Origin of the sequence: Bacillus sp. MT(2024) (genome assembly GCF_036362845.1) — a bacterium.
Classification (GTDB): domain Bacteria; phylum Bacillota; class Bacilli; order Bacillales; family Bacillaceae; genus Bacillus; species Bacillus velezensis.
In genome coordinates this window covers 226,905-248,797 of record NZ_CP143632.1, presented here as the reverse complement: position 1 = coordinate 248,797, position 21,893 = coordinate 226,905, and the positions used below count along the sequence as shown (strand labels likewise).

General features: G+C 44.8%; 21 protein-coding genes. 7 read left to right on the top strand and 14 right to left on the bottom strand.

Annotated features, from left to right (window positions below; all coding sequences use genetic code 11):
* Positions 1 to 78: 78 nt before the first annotated feature.
* Positions 79 to 1,482, top strand: coding sequence for an amino acid permease (locus VP472_RS01375; protein ID WP_162008364.1), 1,404 nt, complete (start codon positions 79 to 81; stop codon positions 1,480 to 1,482).
* A gap of 40 nt (positions 1,483 to 1,522) precedes the next feature.
* On the opposite strand, the gene VP472_RS01370 is transcribed toward VP472_RS01375, so the two are convergent.
* Positions 1,523 to 2,590 (bottom strand): branched-chain amino acid aminotransferase, encoded by a 1,068-nt coding sequence (locus VP472_RS01370; RefSeq protein WP_146276037.1) that lies wholly within the window; start codon positions 2,588 to 2,590, stop codon positions 1,523 to 1,525.
* Positions 2,591 to 2,960: 370 nt separating this feature from the next.
* Between VP472_RS01370 and gltP the strand changes: the two genes are divergently transcribed.
* Positions 2,961 to 4,211, top strand: coding sequence for a glutamate-aspartate/proton symporter GltP (gene gltP / locus VP472_RS01365; protein ID WP_024084845.1), 1,251 nt, complete (start codon positions 2,961 to 2,963; stop codon positions 4,209 to 4,211).
* Positions 4,212 to 4,247: 36 nt separating this feature from the next.
* Here gltP and trhO read toward each other — a convergent pair whose 3' ends face one another.
* The 9 genes from trhO to VP472_RS01320 all read right to left on the bottom strand — a co-directional run bounded on the left by trhO (position 4,248) and on the right by VP472_RS01320 (position 11,489).
* Complete coding sequence (gene trhO / locus VP472_RS01360; protein WP_025853808.1) at positions 4,248 to 5,216, bottom strand: oxygen-dependent tRNA uridine(34) hydroxylase TrhO; 969 nt, start codon at positions 5,214 to 5,216, stop codon at positions 4,248 to 4,250.
* A 106-nt stretch (positions 5,217 to 5,322) separates the two neighbouring features.
* Positions 5,323 to 5,598: a hypothetical protein gene (locus tag VP472_RS01355; RefSeq protein ID WP_071181507.1), complete on the bottom strand. Its 276-nt coding sequence runs from the start codon at positions 5,596 to 5,598 to the stop codon at positions 5,323 to 5,325.
* Between the two features lie 42 nt (positions 5,599 to 5,640).
* On the bottom strand, positions 5,641 to 6,456 hold the full coding sequence (locus tag VP472_RS01350) for a phosphatidylserine decarboxylase (RefSeq protein WP_015239079.1): 816 nt from the start codon (positions 6,454 to 6,456) through the stop codon (positions 5,641 to 5,643).
* On the bottom strand, positions 6,449 to 6,937 hold the full coding sequence (locus tag VP472_RS01345; RefSeq protein WP_003156711.1) for a DedA family protein: 489 nt from the start codon (positions 6,935 to 6,937) through the stop codon (positions 6,449 to 6,451). The genes VP472_RS01350 and VP472_RS01345 overlap by 8 nt, the downstream gene beginning before the upstream one ends.
* Complete coding sequence (gene pssA / locus VP472_RS01340) at positions 6,928 to 7,461, bottom strand: CDP-diacylglycerol--serine O-phosphatidyltransferase (protein ID WP_003156712.1); 534 nt, start codon at positions 7,459 to 7,461, stop codon at positions 6,928 to 6,930. Before pssA ends, VP472_RS01345 begins: the two co-directional genes overlap by 10 nt.
* Before the next feature lie 476 nt (positions 7,462 to 7,937).
* On the bottom strand, positions 7,938 to 9,092 hold the full coding sequence (purT, locus tag VP472_RS01335) for a phosphoribosylglycinamide formyltransferase 2 (protein WP_070081308.1): 1,155 nt from the start codon (positions 9,090 to 9,092) through the stop codon (positions 7,938 to 7,940).
* An 81-nt stretch (positions 9,093 to 9,173) separates the two neighbouring features.
* Positions 9,174 to 10,244, bottom strand: coding sequence for an iron-containing alcohol dehydrogenase family protein (locus tag VP472_RS01330; RefSeq protein WP_094247279.1), 1,071 nt, complete (start codon positions 10,242 to 10,244; stop codon positions 9,174 to 9,176).
* 72 nt (positions 10,245 to 10,316) lie between these two features.
* Positions 10,317 to 10,787, bottom strand: a complete 471-nt coding sequence (locus VP472_RS01325) for a helix-turn-helix transcriptional regulator (protein ID WP_003156718.1) — start codon at positions 10,785 to 10,787, stop codon at positions 10,317 to 10,319.
* 258 nt (positions 10,788 to 11,045) lie between these two features.
* Entirely contained in the window at positions 11,046 to 11,489 is a 444-nt protein-coding gene (locus tag VP472_RS01320; RefSeq protein ID WP_017419322.1) for a hypothetical protein, read from the bottom strand.
* A 375-nt stretch (positions 11,490 to 11,864) separates the two neighbouring features.
* Here VP472_RS01320 and VP472_RS01315 point away from each other — a divergent pair, with 375 nt between their 5' ends.
* The 3 genes from VP472_RS01315 (at position 11,865) to hpaB (ending at position 16,134) form a co-directional block, all read left to right on the top strand.
* Positions 11,865 to 14,039, top strand: a complete 2,175-nt coding sequence (locus VP472_RS01315; RefSeq protein WP_063174905.1) for a glycoside hydrolase domain-containing protein — start codon at positions 11,865 to 11,867, stop codon at positions 14,037 to 14,039.
* Positions 14,040 to 14,111: 72 nt separating this feature from the next.
* A complete protein-coding gene (locus tag VP472_RS01310; protein ID WP_101562654.1) occupies positions 14,112 to 14,537 on the top strand; it encodes a hypothetical protein in 426 nt (141 codons plus the stop codon).
* Positions 14,538 to 14,688: 151 nt separating this feature from the next.
* On the top strand, positions 14,689 to 16,134 hold the full coding sequence (gene hpaB / locus VP472_RS01305; protein ID WP_146276035.1) for a 4-hydroxyphenylacetate 3-monooxygenase, oxygenase component: 1,446 nt from the start codon (positions 14,689 to 14,691) through the stop codon (positions 16,132 to 16,134).
* A 55-nt stretch (positions 16,135 to 16,189) separates the two neighbouring features.
* On the opposite strand, the gene VP472_RS01300 is transcribed toward hpaB, so the two are convergent.
* Entirely contained in the window at positions 16,190 to 16,432 is a 243-nt protein-coding gene (locus VP472_RS01300; RefSeq protein WP_003156724.1) for a DUF2651 family protein, read from the bottom strand.
* A 334-nt stretch (positions 16,433 to 16,766) separates the two neighbouring features.
* Between VP472_RS01300 and glpT the strand changes: the two genes are divergently transcribed.
* Both glpT and VP472_RS01290 read left to right on the top strand, forming a co-directional pair.
* The gene (glpT, locus tag VP472_RS01295; protein ID WP_003156725.1) at positions 16,767 to 18,101 is read left to right on the top strand and encodes a glycerol-3-phosphate transporter; all 1,335 of its coding nucleotides are present in this window, start codon (positions 16,767 to 16,769) and stop codon (positions 18,099 to 18,101) included.
* A 95-nt stretch (positions 18,102 to 18,196) separates the two neighbouring features.
* Entirely contained in the window at positions 18,197 to 19,084 is an 888-nt protein-coding gene (locus VP472_RS01290) for a glycerophosphodiester phosphodiesterase (RefSeq protein ID WP_063174902.1), read from the top strand.
* 181 nt (positions 19,085 to 19,265) lie between these two features.
* Here VP472_RS01290 and VP472_RS01285 read toward each other — a convergent pair whose 3' ends face one another.
* The 3 genes from VP472_RS01285 to VP472_RS01275 all read right to left on the bottom strand — a co-directional run bounded on the left by VP472_RS01285 (position 19,266) and on the right by VP472_RS01275 (position 21,589).
* Positions 19,266 to 19,514: a DUF2651 family protein gene (locus tag VP472_RS01285; protein WP_077721735.1), complete on the bottom strand. Its 249-nt coding sequence runs from the start codon at positions 19,512 to 19,514 to the stop codon at positions 19,266 to 19,268.
* Between the two features lie 67 nt (positions 19,515 to 19,581).
* Positions 19,582 to 20,784: a hypothetical protein gene (locus VP472_RS01280; RefSeq protein ID WP_063174900.1), complete on the bottom strand. Its 1,203-nt coding sequence runs from the start codon at positions 20,782 to 20,784 to the stop codon at positions 19,582 to 19,584.
* Positions 20,785 to 20,845: 61 nt separating this feature from the next.
* The gene (locus VP472_RS01275) at positions 20,846 to 21,589 is read right to left on the bottom strand and encodes a hypothetical protein (RefSeq protein ID WP_070081304.1); all 744 of its coding nucleotides are present in this window, start codon (positions 21,587 to 21,589) and stop codon (positions 20,846 to 20,848) included.
* Between the last annotated feature and the right edge of the window lie 304 nt (positions 21,590 to 21,893).

The window sequence follows — 21,893 nt, the reverse complement described above, 5'->3', positions numbered from 1 at the left end:
CCGGTTCGCCGGAATCTCGTGCCGTTCGCCGGCATGAGATTTTTTATTAGAACGGCCCTCGCAGAAAGTTGGAAAACAATGAACAACAAGAACGAGACGAATTTTCAGAGAAGTATGAAAAGCAGACACCTCTTTATGCTATCACTCGGAGGTGTGATCGGAACGGGGCTGTTTTTAAGCTCTGGGTATACCATTCATCAGGCGGGTCCGGCGGGCACCATTTTCGCTTACCTTTTGGGCGCGGGCATCGTCTATCTTGTCATGCTTTGCCTCGGTGAACTGTCAGTGGCCATGCCGGTGACGGGCGCATTCCACACCTATGCGAAGACCTATATCGGGCCCGCGACGGGCTTTACGGTCGCATGGCTGTACTGGCTGACGTGGGCGGTGGCGCTGGGCTCTGAATTCACGGCGGCCGGGCTCTTCATGCAGCGCTGGTTCCCGCATACTTCAGTTTGGATGTGGAGTGCGGTATTCGCTCTTTTCATCTTTTTATTAAACGCCTTCTCCGTGAAATTTTTTGCTGAATCGGAGTTTTGGTTCTCAAGCATTAAAGTCTTAGCCATCTTACTGTTTATTTTATTGGGCGGAGCGTCGATGTTCGGCCTCGTCCCGATGAAAAGCGGTGAGGCCGCACCTATGCTGTCGAACTTTACGGATGGCGGCAGCTTTTTTCCAAATGGCTTTTTCCCGATACTGATGACGATGCTTTCAGTAAACTTCGCCTTTTCAGGGACGGAATTGATCGGAATCGCCGCCGGGGAAAGCGCCGATCCGGAAAAAACCGTTCCGCGCGCCATTAAGACCACAGTCTGGCGGCTGGCGCTTTTCTTTATCGGAACGATTTTTGTGCTGTCAGGGATGATCTCCATCAAGGAAGCCGGTGTGATTGAAAGCCCGTTTGTCACGGTATTTGACAGAGTCGGCGTGCCTTATGCGGCCGATCTGATGAATTTCGTCATTTTAACGGCGCTTCTGTCCGCTGCCAATTCAGGGCTGTACGCGTCATCACGTATGCTGTGGTCCCTGTCTAAAGAAGGGGAGCTTCATCCCGCCTTTGCCAGGCTGACCTCTAAAGGCATTCCTTTTAACGCTCTGATCTTCAGTATGATCGGCGGCATTCTGTCATTGTTGTCAAGCGTATTTGCAGCGGATACAGTCTATCTTGTTCTCGTCTCTGTCTCAGGATTTGCGGTAGTGGCTGTGTGGATGAGCATCGCCGCCTCGCAATTTTTGTTCAGAAGACGGTTTCTTAAAGAAGGGCACCAGCTTTCAGACTTGAAATACAGGACGCCGGGATATCCGGCCGTACCGATAGCGGCCTTTCTCCTGTGCCTCGCCTCCTGTATCGGCATCGCTTTTGATCCGAACCAGGCCATCGCCCTTTATTGCGGAATTGCCTTTATGGCCGTTTGCTACACCGCTTATTACTTGAAAAACCGGAAAAGCAGAGCCCGCGTGCAAGCCGTAAAATCCCAATAACCAAAAAAAGAACCCTGCGGCGCAAGGGTTCTTTTTTCATTTATACTTCAACCACCCATCTGAACGAATCCCGCACCTTCCCGACTTGGATGCCGGCAATCGTTTCATAGAGCTTTTCTGACACTTCACCGATCAAACCGTTATTCAGCTCAATCGTTTCTCCGTGAATGTGCAGCGCGCCGACCGGCGAGATGACGGCCGCGGTTCCCGTACCGAATACTTCTGACACCTCGCCTCTCATTGCAGCCTCATAGATGTCATCAATGGCGACCTGTTCTTCCCTGACACGGATGCCCCAGCTTTTTAACAGCTCTATCACAGATGCGCGTGTGATGCCCCCGAGAATGCTTCCGTTTAACGCCGGCGTTACGGCCTCTCCGTTTATGATGAAAAAGATATTCATACTCCCTACCTCTTCGGCATATTTCTTTTCCACCCCGTCGAGCCAAAGCACCTGATCGTACCCCAGTTCTTCGGCTTTCCGCTGAGCCTGTAAGCTGGCCGCATAATTTCCGGACGTTTTGACGTCGCCCACTCCGCCGGTGACGGCGCGCACATACTCATCTTCCACATAAATACGGATCGGTTTCAGCTGATCGCCGTAATACGAACCGACCGGCGTCAGAACAACCATGAACTTATAACGCTTGGAAGGCCGGACGCCTAAAGAAGGCTCAGTCGCAATCACAAACGGACGGATATATAAAGAGGTTCCTTTTTCTATCGGTATCCATTCCCGCTCCAGCTCCACCAATTGTATCAATGCTTCCAGCGCCAGCTTCTCGTCAAGAGGCGGCATGCTCATCCGCCGCAACGATTTATTCAGCCGTTTTATATTTTGGTCAGGACGGAACATCAACACCCGTCCGTCTTCTGACCTGTAAGCCTTCAGCCCTTCAAATACGGCCTGCCCGTAATGGAAAACCGATGCGGAAGGATCCAGATGGACCGGTTCATAAGGTGTGATTCTCGGATCATGCCACCCTCTCCCCTCTTCGTAATCCATGACAAACATGTAATCTGTGAAGTACTTGCCAAATCCCAATGAAGCGGAATCCGGTTTTTCTTTTCTAGCTGTGACCTTACGTCTTTCAATCAGTTGATTCAACAAAAGCACACCTTTCTTCTAATTGTTTAAATTTTCAGTCTTCTCTGGGCTGCATGTTTTTTCTGTCCCGAATCTTGTATGCACAGATATATGAGAATGCAGTTGACCATATCATATCAAATATACCACTTATAAGAGGATAATTATCAAAATTTTTAATATTTTCAGCGGAAATCTTTCTTTATTCTTATGCTCCTTCATTTTTTTCAATGAGGACTTTCTGTCATATTCAATGATTGCGCTTACATAATGTAAAGCAATCCTTCCTTTCGCACAGTCAATAATGTGACAAATTTATGGCGGAGAGGAAGGTGGTTGCCGCCTGCTTCACGAATTACGTAAGAAATGCGCAAGTAAAAGGGGGATTCGCTTGAAAAAATTTATCGCATTCCAGATTTTGATCGCTTTAGCCATCGGAGCATTGATCGGCCATTTCTTCCCGGATTTCGGGATGGCGCTGCGGCCTGTAGGAGACGGATTTATCCGCCTGATTAAAATGATTGTCGTGCCGATCGTGTTTTCGACCATTGTTATCGGAGCCGCCGGCAGCGGCAGTATGAAAAAAATGGGCAGTCTCGGCATCAAAACGATTATTTGGTTTGAAGTGATTACGACGCTCGTTCTGGCGCTCGGTCTGTTATTGGCGAACGTGCTGAAGCCGGGAGTCGGACTTAACCTCTCTCATCTTGCTAAAAAAGACATTCACGAGCTTTCCGGCTATACGGAAAAAGTAGTCGACCTGAAACAAATGCTTCTTGATATTATCCCCGTTAACATCATTGACGTTATGGCGAAAAATGATCTTCTCGCCGTCATTTTTTTCGCGATCCTATTCGGTGTTGCCGCAGCCGGCATCGGCAAAGCCTCCGCACCTGTCATGAATTTCTTTGAATCCACGGCAAATATTATGTTCAAGCTGACGCAGATGGTGATGGTCACCGCTCCGATCGGCGTTCTCGCCCTGATGGCCGCCTCCGTCGGGCAATTCGGAATCGCGCTTTTGCTCCCGATGCTGAAGCTGATCGGCACTGTGTTTCTCGGGCTGTTCCTGATACTTTTTGTTCTGTTTCCGATCGTGGGGCTTATCTTTAAAATCAAGTACTTTGAAGTGCTGAAAATGATTTGGGATCTGTTTTTGATCGCTTTCTCCACGACAAGCACAGAAACCATTCTGCCTCAGCTGATGGATCGGATGGAGAAATATGGCTGTCCGAAGCGGGTCGTCTCCTTTGTGGTTCCGTCAGGTTTATCGCTGAACTGTGACGGCTCCAGCCTCTATTTATCGGTGTCCTGTATTTTCCTGGCGCAGGCGTTTCATGTGGAGATGCCGCTTTCTCAGCAGCTTCTGATGATGCTTGTGCTCGTCATGACAAGCAAAGGCATTGCCGCCGTCCCGTCAGGCTCACTCGTCGTGCTTCTGGCGACAGCGAATGCGGTCGGTCTCCCCGCGGAAGGCGTCGCCATCATTGCCGGTGTCGACCGCGTCATGGACATGGCGCGAACCGGTGTCAACGTGCCCGGCCATGCGGTCGCCTGCATCGTCGTATCCAAATGGGAAAAAGCTTTCAAATATAAAGGACCTGTCACGGCAGACCAGACCGCACGGACAGAAAGTATGTAAACACAAAAAAGACCACCTCATTGGTGGTCTTTTCTATTAATCAATCGCCGCATGATCCTCTTTTTCAATCAAAGCAAGGCGTTCATTGATTTCTTCCTGAGTCATTTCGTGCTCTTTCACATACATGTTGCGTTCGTTCGTACGGCATTCGTGACTGCAGCTGCGCATGTATTTGTATTCATTCTCAGGTGTGCAGATCATTTTTTTATTACATGCCGGATTTGCGCAGTTCACATAACGCTCGCACGGCTCGCCCGTGAAATAATCTTTTCCGATGATAACGTGCTCTACGCGGTTGACCGGTACGCTGATTCTTTCGTCAAACACATAGCACTGTCCGTCCCACAGCTGCCCTTGCACTTCAGGATCTTTACCGTAAGTGACGATACCGCCGTCAAGCTGGGACACGTCTTCAAAGCCCTGCTTCAGCAGCCAGCCGGAAAATTTCTCACAGCGTACGCCGCCTGTGCAGTACGTGAGGATTTTTTTGCCTTCAAGCATGTCTTTGTGTTCTTCAATCCAGTCCGGCAGTTCACGGAACGCCTCAATATCAGGTCTGACCGCTCCGCGGAAATGACCGAGATCATACTCATAGTCGTTTCTGGCGTCGATCACGATCGTGTCAGGATCCTGCATTTGCTCATAAAAGTCTTTCGGTTTCAAATGCTTGCCCGTCGTGACATTCGGATCAACATCATCTTCGAGACGAAGCGTCACCAGCTCTTTTTTATGGCGCACAAACATTTTGCGGAATGCATGGCCGTCAGCCTCGTCAATTTTGATCGGCATGTCGGCAAAACGCGGATCAGCTTTCAGCGCATTCATGTATTGATCCGTCTGTTCAACCGTTCCGGACACCGTACCGTTAATGCCTTCTTCAGAAATCAAAATACGGCCTAACAGACCGAGCTCCTTACAAAACTTCAAATGCTGAGCCGTGAACTCTTCAGGCTCATCAATCTTTACATATTTATAATAAAGTAAAACTCTATATTGTTTTTCCATGATTTATACACCCTGTTCAATTATATTAATGATCACGCACACTATACTATATCATACAGGAAAACGGGCGAAAGATGAACATTTCCGTCCGTACTCTTTCTTCCAGTCACGCTTCGCCTTTTAAAACCTGCTGAAAATAAAACCGATACGTATTGCGCAAAAAGGTCTCAAGCGAAAGGCCGGCCGCGGTCTGATACTTGCCGATAATAAACGGAAAACGGTCACGGCCTTTTGCCCGCAGAAGATCCGCGCTGTCTTCAGCCAGTTCTGAGATGAGCGCCTCAACAACAGGCCGGCATGCTTCCCGCACCGCTTCAAGAATTTGCTGATCGCCTGTATGCCGGTACTGTTCGATCAGCTTTCCCAAATCCTTTTCTTCCATAAAGTTCACTTCCTTACACCATATAAAAAAGAGGAGCAGCTTTTATAAAGCGGACGCCTCCTCCTGTGACTCCGCATAACCGATGATCTGACCGACCTGTAATTCACGGCCTTCAGTCAGGTTATCCGAAGGGGTAAACATATCTTTCTCGAATACTAAAATAACGGTCGATCCAAATGAAAAATAGCCCAGCTCTTCCCCCGTCTCAAGCCGGTTTCCGGTGTTTGTCTGAACGATCGAGTTAATATTCATCGCACCTACCGGAATCATGAGCATCTGCTGATCAGCACGGGTCAGCTCGTACACATAACGGTAATTTTTTGAGAGCACATCTTTCCCGTACTTTAACCCCATCGTATTAACGGGATAGGAGCGTTTCCCCAGCTCGGCCAGCTTTTGATACGTGCAGCTGACGGGAGAATGGAAGCGGTGGTAATGTCTCGGGCTCAGGTAAAGCACGGCAAAACACCCGCCGTTATACTTGTGATCGGCGCTTTTAAACCCCGTCAGTTCAGCGAACGAATAATCCTTCCCTTTTACCATGAAAGTTTGATTGGGATTAATCATGCCCACCGTCTGAACGACGCCGTCCACCGGGCTGACGATGGCGTTCTTCTCTTTTGCCACGGGGCGGAGATTCAAATTAATATCACGAATGAAAAATGACGCCAGTGAATCAAAGTCAGAAGCCGTGCGTTCCGTTTCATTCCAGTTAATGCGATAGTGTTTGGAAAACAGCGGAATCATCGGCTTGCTCAGTTTCGATTCACAGAAGTTTTTAATGAGATAAGACGTCAATCGATTATTAGTCAGTTCAATCAATGAACGGTAAAGAACTTTAGCGGCAGTATTAAACATTGATTACTCCTATGAATTTTCCTATAGTAATAAAAATAAAACACCATAAAAACGCTCCGATGGCGGCGAAGCATAAGTAGGTTTTGAATTCCATTCTGCCGATTCCGGAAAAGTAGCAGGTCACGTGTCTAATGCCGGGGATGAAATAGCCTAAAATAATGGTGTACGGCCCGTACTTCTTCATCCACCTGTCTACTTTCTCCATCCTCTTTTCCTTCAGGCCGACCCATTTCCCAAACTTATTAATAAACGGGCGGCCGGCTTTTCTGCCGATGAAGTAGCTGATAATCATCCCAAGGAGCGCTCCGATAAAGCTGATCAGAATGGAGAGCCCGTAATTCAGCACGTTTAAATGAGCGAAGTAGCCCACAAGCGTCATCATGACTTCATCCGGAATAGGCAATCCGATAATACCGAGTGTCAGCATAAGAAAAATCGCGATATATCCGTAATCGGATATTAATTGCTGAACTAATTCCATCTTCTGCTCTCCAGGTTTTCAGGCGCCTGTTTTTTAAAGTGCGGAAATTTAATGTTGCTGACCATTAAATAACCGAGCGCGATCGTTCCCGCCCCCAGAAGAAAAGCGTTATTGATAAAGCTCAAAATGACAAGACACATACCCGCAAACGGAATCGGCATCCCGATAAACGTCGGCAGCTTGCTTTGTTCAATATTAAATCTGGAAAGACGGATCATCCCGCAGATGCTGTAGGAAAGCGCGATTAAAATTCCGATGAACGGAAGCGTATATAGTGAAACACTGTAAGCGAGCATGGACGGCGCTACGCCGAACGTCACGAGATCAGCAAAAGAGTCAAGCTCTCTTCCCATCTCCGATACCGCGTTCAGCTTACGGGCGGCCAAACCGTCAAAGAAATCAAGAAACATCCCGGTGAAAATAAAGATCACCGCAGAGTGTATATTATGATACAAAAGGGAATGAATCGATAAGAGCCCGCAAATGAAATTTCCAATTGTAATCATACTAGGTATATAATTCACAGTTTACACAAACCTCCAATTAAAACCATATCAAATCGGACTGCGTATGCATAAAGAATACATTTTAAGGAAACATAAAATGAAATTCTTTCAATGCTATCATTCAAATTCTTTTATTATACAGCATTTGGTGTTATTTGAACAATCTAATCTGGTGATTTTTGTTTTTTCGCCGTTCATATTAAGGTAAGCAATCATGGTTTCCTCTATTCCGGATTACCCTGCTTAAATATTCCATGCTGCGATCCGGATTGTCCGTTCTTGATGAATGAAAAGCCGTATGATGTATTGTTATTTCCTTCTCCGGGAAATGAGAACATTACATATAACGATTGCGGACATAAAAAGTTTCAAGAATTAAAAAGCCGGCACAAAACGGCCTCATACATTATCTCACAACCCCGTTTTCCAGTATATAGTCTGTCCAAACAAAAAAGGCGCCTTACCATTACGGTAAAACGCCTTTTAAGATCATTTTATGTAATTGATAAATGACTGAGTGCTTCGGCCGCTCTTTCTCTGGCCTCTTCAACGGTCTCGGCTGCAGAAAGCGCAACCGCCATACGGCGTCCGACTTTCGTGACGGGTTTACCGAATACGCGGACCTGAGTGCTTTTTACCGCCAAAGCTTTCTCCAAACCTTCAACCGCATAATCAGCAAGCTCTTTTGGCGCCTTCAGCGGACGGCTTGCCCCCGGCGACAGCTGAGTGATTTCCGGAATCGGGAATCCCAATATCGCGCGGACATGCAGCGCAAACTCTGACAAATTTTGCGTCACAAGCGTAACGAGCCCCGTATCATGCGGACGGGGAGACACCTCGCTGAAATATACTTTATCTTCAGTAAGGAAAAGCTCCACCCCGAACAAACCGTATCCGCCGAGCTCATCCGTTATGCTTTTCGCAATGTGTTTCGCCTCTTCAATCTGCTGTTCCGTCATATGATGAGGCTGCCATGATTCAATATAGTCACCGTCTTTTTGTTCATGTCCGATCGGCGCGCAAAAGGACGTACCGTTCGCCGCGCGCACTGTCAAAAGAGTGATTTCTGACTCAAATGGAATGAATTCCTCAACGATGACCCGGCCGTTTTTCACCCGGCCGCCTTCCATTGCCATGTCCCAGCAGCTTTTCAGCCCGGAAGCCGAGCGGCACACGCTTTGCCCTTTTCCGGAAGAGCTCATCAGCGGCTTTACCACGCACGGAAAGCCGATTGTTTCTGCCGCTTCTTTAAATTCTTCATATGTATTCGCGAATTCATAGCCGGCAGTCGGAAGATGAAGCGTCTCTGCCGCAAGCCGTCTGATGCCTTCACGGTCCATCGTCAGCTTTGCCGCACGCGCATTCGGAATGACGTGAAACCCTTCTTCCTCAAGCTTCAGCAGCTCATCCGTCGCAATGGCTTCCACTTCCGGCACGATCAGGTCCGGTTTTTCTTTCTCAATGACTTCTCTGACCTGCGCTTTATCAAGCATATCAATCACATAGCTTTTGTGCGCGGCCTGCATGGCGGGAGCATGCTCATAGCTGTCAACGGCTACAGTGACAACCCCGAGCCGCTGCGCTTCAATGACGACTTCTTTCCCCAGCTCGCCTGATCCTAATAACAACATCTTCTTCGCCTGATACATGTCCTTTGGCCCCTCCCTTTCTATACCCCACTCATTATAACGGAAATATTCAAAAAATAAAGACAAGACAGATTACAAGCTCTACCCTGTCTTTTGTGCTGATTCGAGCGATTCAATCGCCGCTGACACGTCCTTCTCGCAATATTGCCCCATTAAGCATAACGATTCTTCCGCCCGGCAGGCGTGAGAAGCGATGCGGCGCTTTGCTTCCTCATGGTTGTCAAGGATGCCGAGATCACAGAGACTGACGGGGAAACCGAGCCGGCGGTAAAACGGAAGCAGCTCTTCAATCTCATGTCTCCGATTCTCAAGCGCGAGCTGCACCAATATGCCGTAAGCAACCTTCTGGCCGTGCAGCACCTGATGTGTCTCCTGAAGAAAACTGAGGCCGTTGTGGACCGCATGCGCCCCTGCCATCCTGCACAAACGGCCGCCATACCCGCCGACCGTTCCCGCAAGCATAATGATCGTTTCCGCCGTATGGATGAACGGCACGGACAGCTCGCCTTTCTCCATGCTTACGACGGCGGCTTCACTGTAACGCAATAACAGATGACGGATATATTCCGCCTGTCTCAGCCCCGCCTGCGCCATCAGCGGCGGCGCCTCCTCCGTATTTCTGATGACCGCCTCGGCCTCATACCATTTCGCCAGCGTATCACCGATCCCGCTTTTCATATATTCAATGGGAGAGGAAAGCAAAAACAGCGGATCAACAAGCGTCAAATAGCTTGAACGCTTGTGATAATCAACTCTGATAAAATTGCCGCTCTCATCATATATGACACTCAACGGCGTACTTGCCGCACACGTCCCCGCAATGGAAGGAACCATCACAGCCTCAATATCAAGCCGGTCTGCCGCCGCTTTTGCCAAATCCAAAATCGTGCCGCCTCCGATACCGATGATCACATCCGCGTCTTCCGCCTGCTCACAGACCTTACGCACCGCCTCAGGTGAACAGTATCCTTTGTGCTGAATCACATCCCAGGAAGAACCGCCGCCGTAATCGGAGAACGCCTGATAAGATTTGATTCCGGTCACAATAACGGGTTTTCTGAATGTCTCCAGCAGCCCCGGAAGTTCTTTTGCGATTCCTTCCTTGCATATGTACTGATTCGGGCCGCTTCGCACGATATCTTCAGGCTTCATTCGAATCTCTCCTTTGGCTGGAATTTATATATATTTTCTCACTTGTCAGAAAATACATCAACCGGAGGTGCGTCAGCGCTTCGCTTCTTCCGCCTCCAAAAACAGCTCATCAAGCCGCTCCAAAGCCTCTGCCTTTTCAAAACTGCTGAACCACAGATCATCATAAGAATCAAGGATGCGGTAATGGTGGGAAATCAAATGCTGCTGCAAGCGGAACTCGCCTTTTTTCTCGATGGCTTTCCACCACACCTTGCCGCCCATCGTCTTCCCCTTCGGCCTGTCAATTGTGCGGTGAGCAACCGTTTCAATGACCTCCAGCGGATCATCTCCTAATACAGATTGCAGTGTTTCACTTGATCTGAAAAGCGCGCAAACCGCCACAACGTGCGGCCATTCCGCAAGCGCCCGCCCTTTCTCAATCTGCACCAGCGACTTTTTAGAAAGGCCGATCACATCCGCCATTTTCTCCTGTGTGTAGCCTCTCTCCGACCGGATTTTCTTCAGCTGGACTGAGACAAGCTCAGTCATATAATCTTGATCCATCTCAACCTCCATTTTTATCAATATAGCCATTTTACACCGCGGCACGCCTTTTTTATATCAGAACATTTTCAAACGAATCAAAAGGACCCGGGATTGGCTTTTCATTGAAGCGATGTACCTTTCCGCATAATCCAGAATGATGCGGTGAATACAAACGTACGCCCGAAGAGACAGGTGGGGCCCTCCTGGCGGTTGAGGGAGAAAATAAAAAGCTGCCGCAGCTGCGGCAGCTAAAACATTATAAGCTGAAAATCAAAATTATGAAGCGAATACAATCCAACTCGCACTATAATTGACACGTTTTTTCGAACCTTGATTGACCATTTTAAATCTGTATGAATCTCCTTTTTTTAACGAAGGTGTTTCAAAATAAGTCGTTCCATTTTTCTTTGCATTGGCGGTTTTGATTGTTTTCCAGGCACCTTTGCCGTTGACTTGCTTTTGGACGTATATTTTATACGTGCCCTTCCCTTTACTGTTGGATTTAAAAGTCACGGCTCTCAAGCTGTACTTTTTTGTCGTCTTAGTGAATTTAGGGTGATAGGTATTGATCACATAGTTAGTGAAATACCCGCTTTTATAAGTATGAAGCCAGTCTTTAGCCTCTGCTTTTTGCGGAGAAGAAAAACCCATAAAACCAATTCCGCTGATTAAAAGAGTAAAAATAATGATGAGCGACTTAAAAATCTTTTTGCTTTTCATCGAGAAAACCCTTCCTTCCTGTAACTATTTACCCTATTTATGTTAATGACAATATAGCTAATCATAAATCCGTCCAACTAACCATTTTGACTGCAGGAAGAGGTATGAACAGCCCTAAAAATGACTATATGACTACTACTTATGATTCTTGTTATTTTTGATTAAGTGATAATGTTACTTTAAACCGCTATCCATTTTGCTGTTTTTATATCAATTGTCATAGAGAGATCTTTTCCTATCAATGCCTCTCTTTCGGCGTTTGTGCTGCGATTGTATGATGGGGCTGTCCTCGGACAAACTCCTGCGCCCATGACAAACTGTCATACGTTTGCCACCTATGAATGAACGCACACTACACATAATGGAGGGATTGCAATGGACGAAATGGTCCTGGAAACACAACAATGGCTGAATGAGACGTACAAAGGCAGACATGGGTACAACAAGGTGCCGGAAAACGGAAAAACAGGCTGGGATACCATTTACGGTCTGACACGGGCGCTTCAAATTGAGCTTGGTATTTCAGAACCCGCCGATAACTTCGGACCGACGACACAAAGATTGTTTAAACCGCTGAAAAAGCAGGCTCCCGATTCTAAGCCGACAAACATGAATTACATTCTGCAAGGGGCGCTGTGGTGTAAAGGATTTAACCCGGGCGGATTTTCTGGCGTTTTCTATGAAAATACCGAAAGCGCTGTAAAAGAGTTTCAAAAAGCGGCCGGACTTACTAAGCAAGACGGCATCGTCACGGCACTCATTATGAAGGCTTTGCTGGATATGAGCGCTTTTCGGTTAGTAGCGGGAGGCGACAAAAGAATCCGCCAAATCCAGCAGAACCTGAACCGGGATTACAATGACTACATCGGCTTGATGCCTTGTGACGGCTTATATGCCCGCGATACAAACAAGGCTCTCATCTATGCTCTGCAAAAAGAAGAAGGCATGAGCACAAGCGTCGCCAATGGATTTTTCGGGAACGGAACGACCAGCTTATGTCCTACCTTGACTCCCGGCGATTCACGGACAGGCTTTGTTTTGATTGTGCAATACGCGCTTTACTGTAATGGGAAATCATTTGACCCCGGTGAATTCGACGGAAAATACGGCGTCGGAGTTGTATCGGCAGTGAAAGCTTTCCAAGAATTTATGTGTCTGCCGCAGACAGGTTATGCGGACATGCCGACGATTAAAGCTTTATTATCAAGCTCAGGCGACACAACACGGGCTGCTTCAGCTTGTGACACCGCTGCCATTTTGACGGCAGATACGGCTAAAACTTTGCGTGAGAATGGCTATAAGATCGTGGGAAGATATCTGACCGGGAATGTGCGGACGAGCAGCGGACTGACATCGAAAGCGTTAACGTCAAAAGAACTTTCCGCGATTTTCAATGCCGGCTTAAGCGTGTTTCCGATTTATCAGGACGGCGGCTATGAATCTTCTTATTTTGTAAAAGACCAAGGAACGAGAGATGCGTACAGCGCTGCATCAGCCGCCCGAAGATTAGGTTTTCCGTCAGGAACGACCATTTACTTTGCCGTCGATTTTGATGCGTATGATTATGAAGTCACGGATAAAATCATCCCTTACTTCCAAGAAATCAAGTCAGCTTTTATGAAAATGCAGGCGTTCTCAACTGCGCCGAAATATGAAATCGGGGTATACGGACCGAGAAACATTTGTATCCGGACGTCAGAAGCAGGTCTGACCAAATATAGCTTTACGGCTAACATGTCGACCGGATTCAGCGGCAACCTCGGATACCCGATGCCGAAAAACTGGGCTTTTGATCAATTTTATGAAGGAACGATCGGAAGCGGAGCGGGAAAAGTCGCCATTGACAAAGACGGATACTCCGGAAAAGACTCGGGTGCAAGCAGCGTCCATCCGCCTTCTGATCCTGTGTATGATGCAAGACTGCGTACACTGACGGACATTTTAACAACCATTCCTGCTTTAGAAAATATATCGAATCTTGCGAATGCCATGTTTGAATTCGACAAGACAGAAACCATTTATACATCACCTGAAATGGATATTCTTTTATCTACTTCACTTTTGGCAACAGTGCCAAGCGAAGGTTCTCCCAACACAGTTACCATTACAAACGGCAAACCGGGAGCTTATATTACCGGTCTGATGGGAGATTCACAAGTCTCTTTTACAGCATCACAAATTGATTCCTATCAAAACCTGCTTAACAGTCTGAGCTTGTCAGTCCGCAACGGTTATTTAGAAGTGTATGTCAATCCGTCTGCGGGATCGCTGAATATTCAATTTAAAATTTATACACCTGATATTCCGGTCGGTGACAGTGCTACAACTGGACTAACAACTACCATTACATTTAAAATAAAACAAAAGAGCTTCAGGCTGCCGGATTCCGAAGAGGTGTACTCTCCGGATTGGGATTCTGTCGTGAATACCATGGCTATTGCAGGCGCAGGAATTATTGTTATTGTAGGGATCGGTGCTTTAGTCGTTTTAGCACCTGAATTAGGAGGAGCTGCAGCCTTGTTCAGCACAGTTTTATCACTATTTCTATAATTGAACAGGCAGCTCCTTGCTCCAGGAATGCTCAATGAGTATTCTTGGAGTTATTTTTAAAGGAGGATTCGCATGAAGATTGATATGGAGACATACAAGGACACCGTTCAAAGAATAGAAAATGATTTGATTCCGCGAAGTCAAAATGACAAAGAACTGCTTACATATCTAATGAAACAAGATTCGCTCACACTGAATCAAATGAAAATGTGTTTCACTGAACCGCCCCTCACATTCCGACATACTGTCAAAATCGTATGTACAGTCACTTTCATCACATTATATATCTTTTTTTTCAGCACTCATTTTAATGAATTGATTGAAATGGTTCTGCAGATGGTTTTTGGCCTGGCCGGCCTTGTTTGGATTTTTGCTGTATTTCCGTTTTCAAGGAAAATCCAAGTGTCTGACCGTTTCAGACAAAAATCTGAAAACACCCGTATCACCGGAATGATAGACTTTGTCCTCGAACAACGATACAAAGACATGATCAGTTAAAAACCCCTCTGCTTAAGGGGTTTTTTTTATGATGCAATCCCTTCACCCCCCTTATCAAAAAAGGCTCTTCCCCTTTGGAAATAACCGGAACACCCAATTTCGTTTTCAATATAATGAGGTAGTGGATCTGCAAAGAAAGAAGGGCGACATGATGGGTATCATTAATGGCAAAATGTTCATTGACCGATTAAATCAGCTTGGAAATGAGATTTGGCTTGATGGTGAAAAGATCGAGGGACAGATTTCTGAACATCCCGCATTTAAGGGCCTTCTGGAAACGAAGCGCTCTCTTTATGATTTGCAAACGAAACCGGACATGATAGATCAAATGACTTACAGTCTTCCCGGTAAAAAAGAACGGGCCGGGCTTTCATACCTGCAGCCGAAAACGAAAGAAGACGTAAAAAGAAGAAGAAACATGTTCGAACATTGGGCCAGGCACACGCACGGAATGATGGGACGAAGCCCGGATTATATGAATACCGTGCTGATGAGCTTCGCCTCCTCTGCCGCGCTTTTGAAAGACCGCGATCATTGTTTTCCGGAACATGTTCAAGCGCTGTACGAACGCGCTGCCGCACAGGATCTTTCTTTTACGCACACGTTTATCACCCCTCAGGTGAATCGTTCACAAATGGGCGTAAACGTATCGCCGACACCTATCTCGGCAAAAGTCGTCGATAAAAATGAAAAAGGCCTCATCATACACGGCGCGCGGATTTTAGCCACACAAGGCGGCCTGACGGATGAAGTGCTCGTGGTTTCTCTGCCTAAGATGTATTTTGAATCGGATGAAGCGTTCGCTTTTTCAATTCCTTCCAATACAAAGGGAGTAAAATTTATCTGCAGGGAATCTTTCGTACTCGGAAAATCATCGTTTGATTATCCGCTCAGCTCAAGATATGAAGAAATGGATTCTATCGTTGTATTTGATCACGTTTTGGTCCCTTGGGAACGCGTATTTTTTTACAATAATTACGAGGCGGCTTTTGATTTTAATATGAAAAGCTCTTTTAACGCCTTCGCATTTCATCAAGTTATCACGAGACAAATTGTAAAGACGGAGTTTCTCCTTGGCCTCGCCCAAACGCTTGTCGATGCGATAGATGTAGGCGAATATCAGCATATTCAGGCTAAGATGGCTGAGATCATCACCGGTCTGGAAACGATGAAAGCCCTTTTGGAAAAGTCGGAGAATGATGCGGAAACAGACGAATGGGGTTATATGCGTCCGAGTGTCACTCCGCTTCGTGTGGTCAGCGCGATTTTCCCTGACATCTACCCGCGCTTCACGGAAATCATCCAGCTGATCGGGGCAAGCGGAATGGTGACTTTGCCGACTGAAAAAGCGTTCCGTTCCGACATCAGAGGAGACCTTGACCAATATTTGCAGGCGGCCGAATTGAACGCTGAAGACCGGGTAAAAGTGTTCCGCCTCGCATGGGATTTGACCATGAGCCCCTTTGGAACAAGGCAGACACAATATGAGCGGTACTTCTTCGGTGACCCCGTCCGCTTAGCCAGCCATCTGTACAGAAGCTATCCGAAAGAAGAACAGACCGCGGTCATCAAGGAATTCCTGCACATTCATAAATAAAACAAAGCAGAGATGTGTTCTCTGCTTTTGATAGCTGGATCGGCTGCCGCCGATCCTATTTTTTATTTTGGCTGATCACCACCATCGTAATATGCGATAACGCGAAAGAGACGAGCGTGTACACGACGGCCCACCCGATAAACGAGAAATTCAATATGGTAAAGGTGCATATAAGGCAAACGGCCAAAGCGGCAGCCGGCATAATGAACGCGTTTTTAAACAGGTACGTTCCGGCGACTGACAGGATGATGATACAAAGCGGCAGAACACCGAACGCAAAATCCAATTCATCAATCAACAGATGCACTCCCTTCGCTTTTCTTAGTTCGGCCTAACACATCTTATGCCTGAGTACAAAATCGAGTACCTCAAATCTTTCGCGCTCCGGCTGATATTCCCTCCGGTTATTTATTCAAAAAAATGAAAACTTTCCTTAAAGCGTTTACATTCACGCCAGACTGTGATAATTTAAGAAAGCGCTATCATATACAAGTTAATGATTTTTGGATGGAGATGAGGAGAACCAGGAAACCGCGCCCTTTCATAAGGGTGATTTCTGGTTCTTTTTGTCATTTTCAAGGAAAGGAGTCATACATACATCATGATAGACGTTCAGCAAAGGGGAGGATATGATGTTTCAATTGTTCAAGCCGGCTCCGCATATTGAGAGATTGGATGATTCAAAGACGGATGCGGCCTATAAACGGCTCAGGCTGCAGGTATTTTTGGGGATTTTCATCGGGTATGCCGGGTATTATTTACTTCGCAAAAACTTTGCCTTCGCTATTCCTTATTTTCAGGAACAAGGGTTTTCAAAAGGGGAACTTGGCTTGGTGCTTGCGGCCGTATCAATCGCTTACGGCTTCAGCAAATTTATTATGGGGATGGTGTCTGACCGCTGCAACCCGAGGTATTTCCTTGCGACAGGTCTGTTTTTGTCAGGTGTCGTCAACATTTTATTTGTTTCCATGCCATGGGTCACGTCAAGCGTGACGATTATGTTCATTTTTATGTTTATTAACGGATGGTTTCAAGGGATGGGCTGGCCGCCTTGCGGACGGACGATGGCTCATTGGTTTTCCATCAGTGAACGCGGAACGAAAATGTCGATATGGAATGTCGCCCATAACATAGGCGGAGGTATTCTCGCCCCGCTCGTGACTCTCGGCATCGCCATGTTTGTTACTTGGAAAAGCGTATTTTTCTTTCCGGCGATTATCGCCATCGTCATTTCATTTGTGATTGTTCTTCTCGTTCGGGACACGCCGCAATCCTGCGGGCTTCCGCCGATTGAAGAATACCGGAATGACTATCCGAAACATGCGTTCAAAGACCAGGAAAAAGAGATGACGACCAAAGAAATTCTTTTCAAATATGTGCTGAATAATAAATTTCTGTGGTATATCGCATTTGCCAATGTCTTTGTTTATTTCGTGCGGTACGGTGTCGTTGACTGGGCGCCGACTTATTTGACGGAAGCGAAAGGGTTCTCTCCTGAAGACTCCAGATGGTCTTATTTCCTTTATGAATATGCGGGAATTCCGGGAACGATTTTGTGCGGCTGGATCAGCGACCGGTTTTTCAAAAGCCGCCGCGCACCGGCCGGCGTGCTGTTCATGGCCGGCGTATTTATCGCTGTATTGGTCTACTGGCTTAACCCTGCCGGTCATCCGCTCATCGATAATATCGCGCTGATCAGCATCGGATTCTTAATCTATGGGCCTGTCATGCTGATCGGACTTCAGGCCATTGACCTTGCGCCTAAAAAAGCGGCGGGAACGGCAGCCGGCTTAACCGGGTTCTTCGGCTACATCGGAGGCTCTGCTTTCGCCAACGCCATTATGGGTTATGTCGTAGACCGGTTTGACTGGAACGGCGGCTTTATCATGCTTATCTCCTCATGTGTGCTGTCCATCGTCTTCTTGGCTATGACGTGGAATACAGGCAAGCGGGCGGAGCATGTGTAAGAAAACAACATAAAAGATTAATATTTTTGCAGTACAGCATTTACAACGATTTTCTACGCTAGAGACAGATATTGATTTTTAAGGGGGAAGAAAACATGCGGAAACATAAGTTGTTTGCTTTGGTATTGCTTTCATTCGGTTTATTGTCATTCATCGTCACGCCTGTATCGGCGGCGGGAAAAGGAAACCTCTTGTCTCCTGACAGAATTTTAACCATTGCCCATCGCGGTGCTTCGGGGTATGTCCCGGAGCACACGATCCTTTCTTATGAAACTGCGCAAAAAATGAAGGCTGACTATATTGAGCTGGATTTACAAATGACAAAAGACGGCAAGCTGATCGTCATGCATGATGAAAAGCTGGACCGCACCACAAACGGACAAGGCTGGGTGAAGGATCATACATTAGCCGAGATTCAAAAGCTCGACGCCGGTTCTTGGTTCAATAAGGCCTATCCGGAAAAAGCAAAACCGCAATACGCCGGACTTCGCGTTCCCACACTTGATGACGTGTTAAAACGGTTCGGCAGACATGCAAACTATTATATTGAAACAAAGGCGCCTGAAACATATCCGGGTATGGAAGAAAAACTGATCGCTTCACTGAAAAAATATAAATTGGCAGGAAAGCATGCGAAACTTGGACAAGTGATCATTCAGTCTTTCAGCAGGGACAGCCTTCTGAAAATCAAACAGCTCGATCCGAAACTTCCCGCCGTCCAATTGCTTGAAGCGGAACAGATGACGTCAATGACTGACGCAGATTTAACGGACATCAAAACATATGCCGTCGGAATCGGACCGGATTACAAAGCGCTGAACGCTCAAAACGTCCGGAACATACGCAGCCACGGCCTACTGCTTCACCCTTACACCGTGAACAGCGAGACGGACATGCGCCGTCTGCTGAATTGGGGCGTAACCGGTGTGTTTACCAACTATGCGGATATATTCCAAAAGGTCAAAAAAGAATACAAATCATAAAGCCAGCATGGGTTCGGAGATAATGCCGAACCCATGTTTTTTTGCCCGATAATACAAACGCCATCATGGGTTATGTAACGGGCGGAGCATATTAGTAAAGCTTAAATTCACCTTTATATTAATTAAAGGTATCACTGTAATTGTGAATTACCTGTGATACCTTACAAACAAAAGGATTTAATTATTTATTTCTATTATCTATTTTCTTTCTTATACTATTTGTAATATATGATAATATTATTGATACTAAACCATAGACAACAACCCATCCCCAGAAAGATAGATTAAAAACAGTAAACATTAGTATGACAGAAACAACTATGCTGACAAGCGGCATTATATACACTTTTTTGAAAATATACGTGAATATAATCGATAAGACAATAATAGAAAGTGGTAAAATACCAAAAGCAATATCTAGCTCATCCATTATTATTCTCCTTTGTGAATTTAATTTCCCCTTAAGTATACTCACTCAGCTGTCTAGCCATTTATATCTAATCACTCCATACTTCTTTGTTTTTCTTAATCATAAAAAAGTCATATTCAGAAACATGGGTATTGTTAATAATTTTTTCAAGTCCTCTGATAGGAGTAGATTTTAATTTTTTTCCGTTTTTATAAGAGTAAGAATTAATCACATATTTCCCGCCCTTGCTTATTTCTAACAAGAAAATTTCAGACTCGTCAAAATAAGTGAATTTTGCTTGGTTTTCAAATTTTGTTGACCTATGTAATGGGAGTTTTTTCTTCGGCTTCATACTTTTCAGATCGAAAGTATAAAGTATTGAATTAGCTGCCAAATGATATAAAGTGTCATTTTTTACAAAAAAGTTATTAGTGGAAAGAGGAATAGCCAGCTGAGAAATTTCATCAGGGATATGATAACTGCCTAAAGGATATGCACCTTTAAACTTATTATGCTTTAAATCAATTTTTGCTACTTTGAATTGTACTTTGTTTGATTTATCCGTTTGGTTATATAGTATAAAAAAGGCTGAGCTTTTTTTAACTATTATCTGTGAATAAACACTCCAATTTTCTTCATTTAATATAGGAATTGTTGTTCCTTTCCCAACTGTAACTTTATCTTTATCTATTTTAATACCCTGAAAAGTCGGTGTTTTGATTGAAGAATCTTCATTTATCACGTAAATATATTCACCGTCATTACCGGTACTTGTATAGAAACCCGGAATAACTTTTTCATGAAATCCACTGCTGTTACCCCATCTGATTAAACTATTATAATGGTTTTCACCGACTCCTTGATTATTCAAAAAATAAAAGATATTTTCTTTTATTAAATGGCCTGATGATTGCCCATAACTTGTATGTACTTGATGCTGCATCGGGAATTTTTTAAAGTTATCGCCTATCATATAAACTTCTTTTTTGTCCTGTCTAACTATGTTTTTTTCATCTTGTGCAATGGTTCCAACTTCAATAGCATCTCCTTTTACAGCTGTTGCTTTTCCTTTTTCATCAATATATACAGTATAACTCCCATCTTTAGGGTAATCTATTGTAGCTGAATAATATATAGCTGCAATTTTATCATTCAAGAAATTCTTTTCTTTTTCTGTTTCAGTTTGTTTAACATCAGAAACTGTATTAGTATATTTAAAAGTTCCGATACATATAAATATACCTATTAATACTATGACCGCAATTATTATTAACCACTTAATCTTGTTCAAATATAATCTCACTCCTTAAAATAATATGACTCCCTAAATAAACTTAGGGAGTGAAAATAATTCATCTAATTGTTTTAATAGTTTTTGTATAACCGGAATCTCTGATGTCTCTAGGGTAGACGCCCAGTCCTTTATCCTTATCCATATCTATGCCAGCCTTCAGCTTAAAAGCTGACCATAATAGTTTTGAACAGTTTTTATCACCATAATGACTTGATTTTCTATTTGTTGCAAAATTATATGAATAACCATCCTTCCCAACCCTGCTATAACCCCAATTTACTGAATTATTTTTTTTAGAACTAGAAACTTTTACATTTTGAATTACAGCGTTTTTTTCGACCTTACGTTTCGAGGATGCTATTGCACGAACACCTTTTTTAGGAACCGATTCGACAATTTGATTTCCCTTATAGTACATACCAACATGTCCATGTGGAAGCCCAAAAGTAGATGCAGGTGTATAGTAAACATTACCTTTGGAGCTTGATCCTATAATTTTTGGCCCGCTATTCTTGCCCATTGTGCTCATTCTATTACTTTTATCTTCTTCTTTATCTAGCTTTTCTTGCTTCTTTAATTCTGTTTTAATTTCCTCTAAGATTTCATTAGATGTTTTATTATCTTGTTTAACTAGATCATTAACGGATTCAATTAATTCTTTTTTCGCCAGATTCGGATTCATTTTCAATATGTAGTTTACTGTTTCTGAATTATACGAGTCCACAGCCTTAACACTCGTAAAACTTCCAAACACTAAGGGAGTAACGATGCATAACGTTGCAAAAAATTTTCGCGTTTTCATACTTATTACCTCGTGCTATTTGTTTATTATCCTATATTTTAATTTATTATACAATTATTGTAATCTAAACTTACGTACTGTATTTTTTCTGTGGTTAATTATTTGTTTTGTCTCTAAAACTTTGACTTTAGAGTACAGGAAAAAGGATGAAGCATGGAGAAGAAGAAACATAAAAGATTAATAGTTGCCCAACATATATTTTACATTCATTGTTTAGTATGGAAGGCAGTTATTGATAAGGCGGAGAAATCATGAAAAAAAAGAATACTGGCCTTGGTTTTCGTCGTTAGGCTTGCTCTCAATC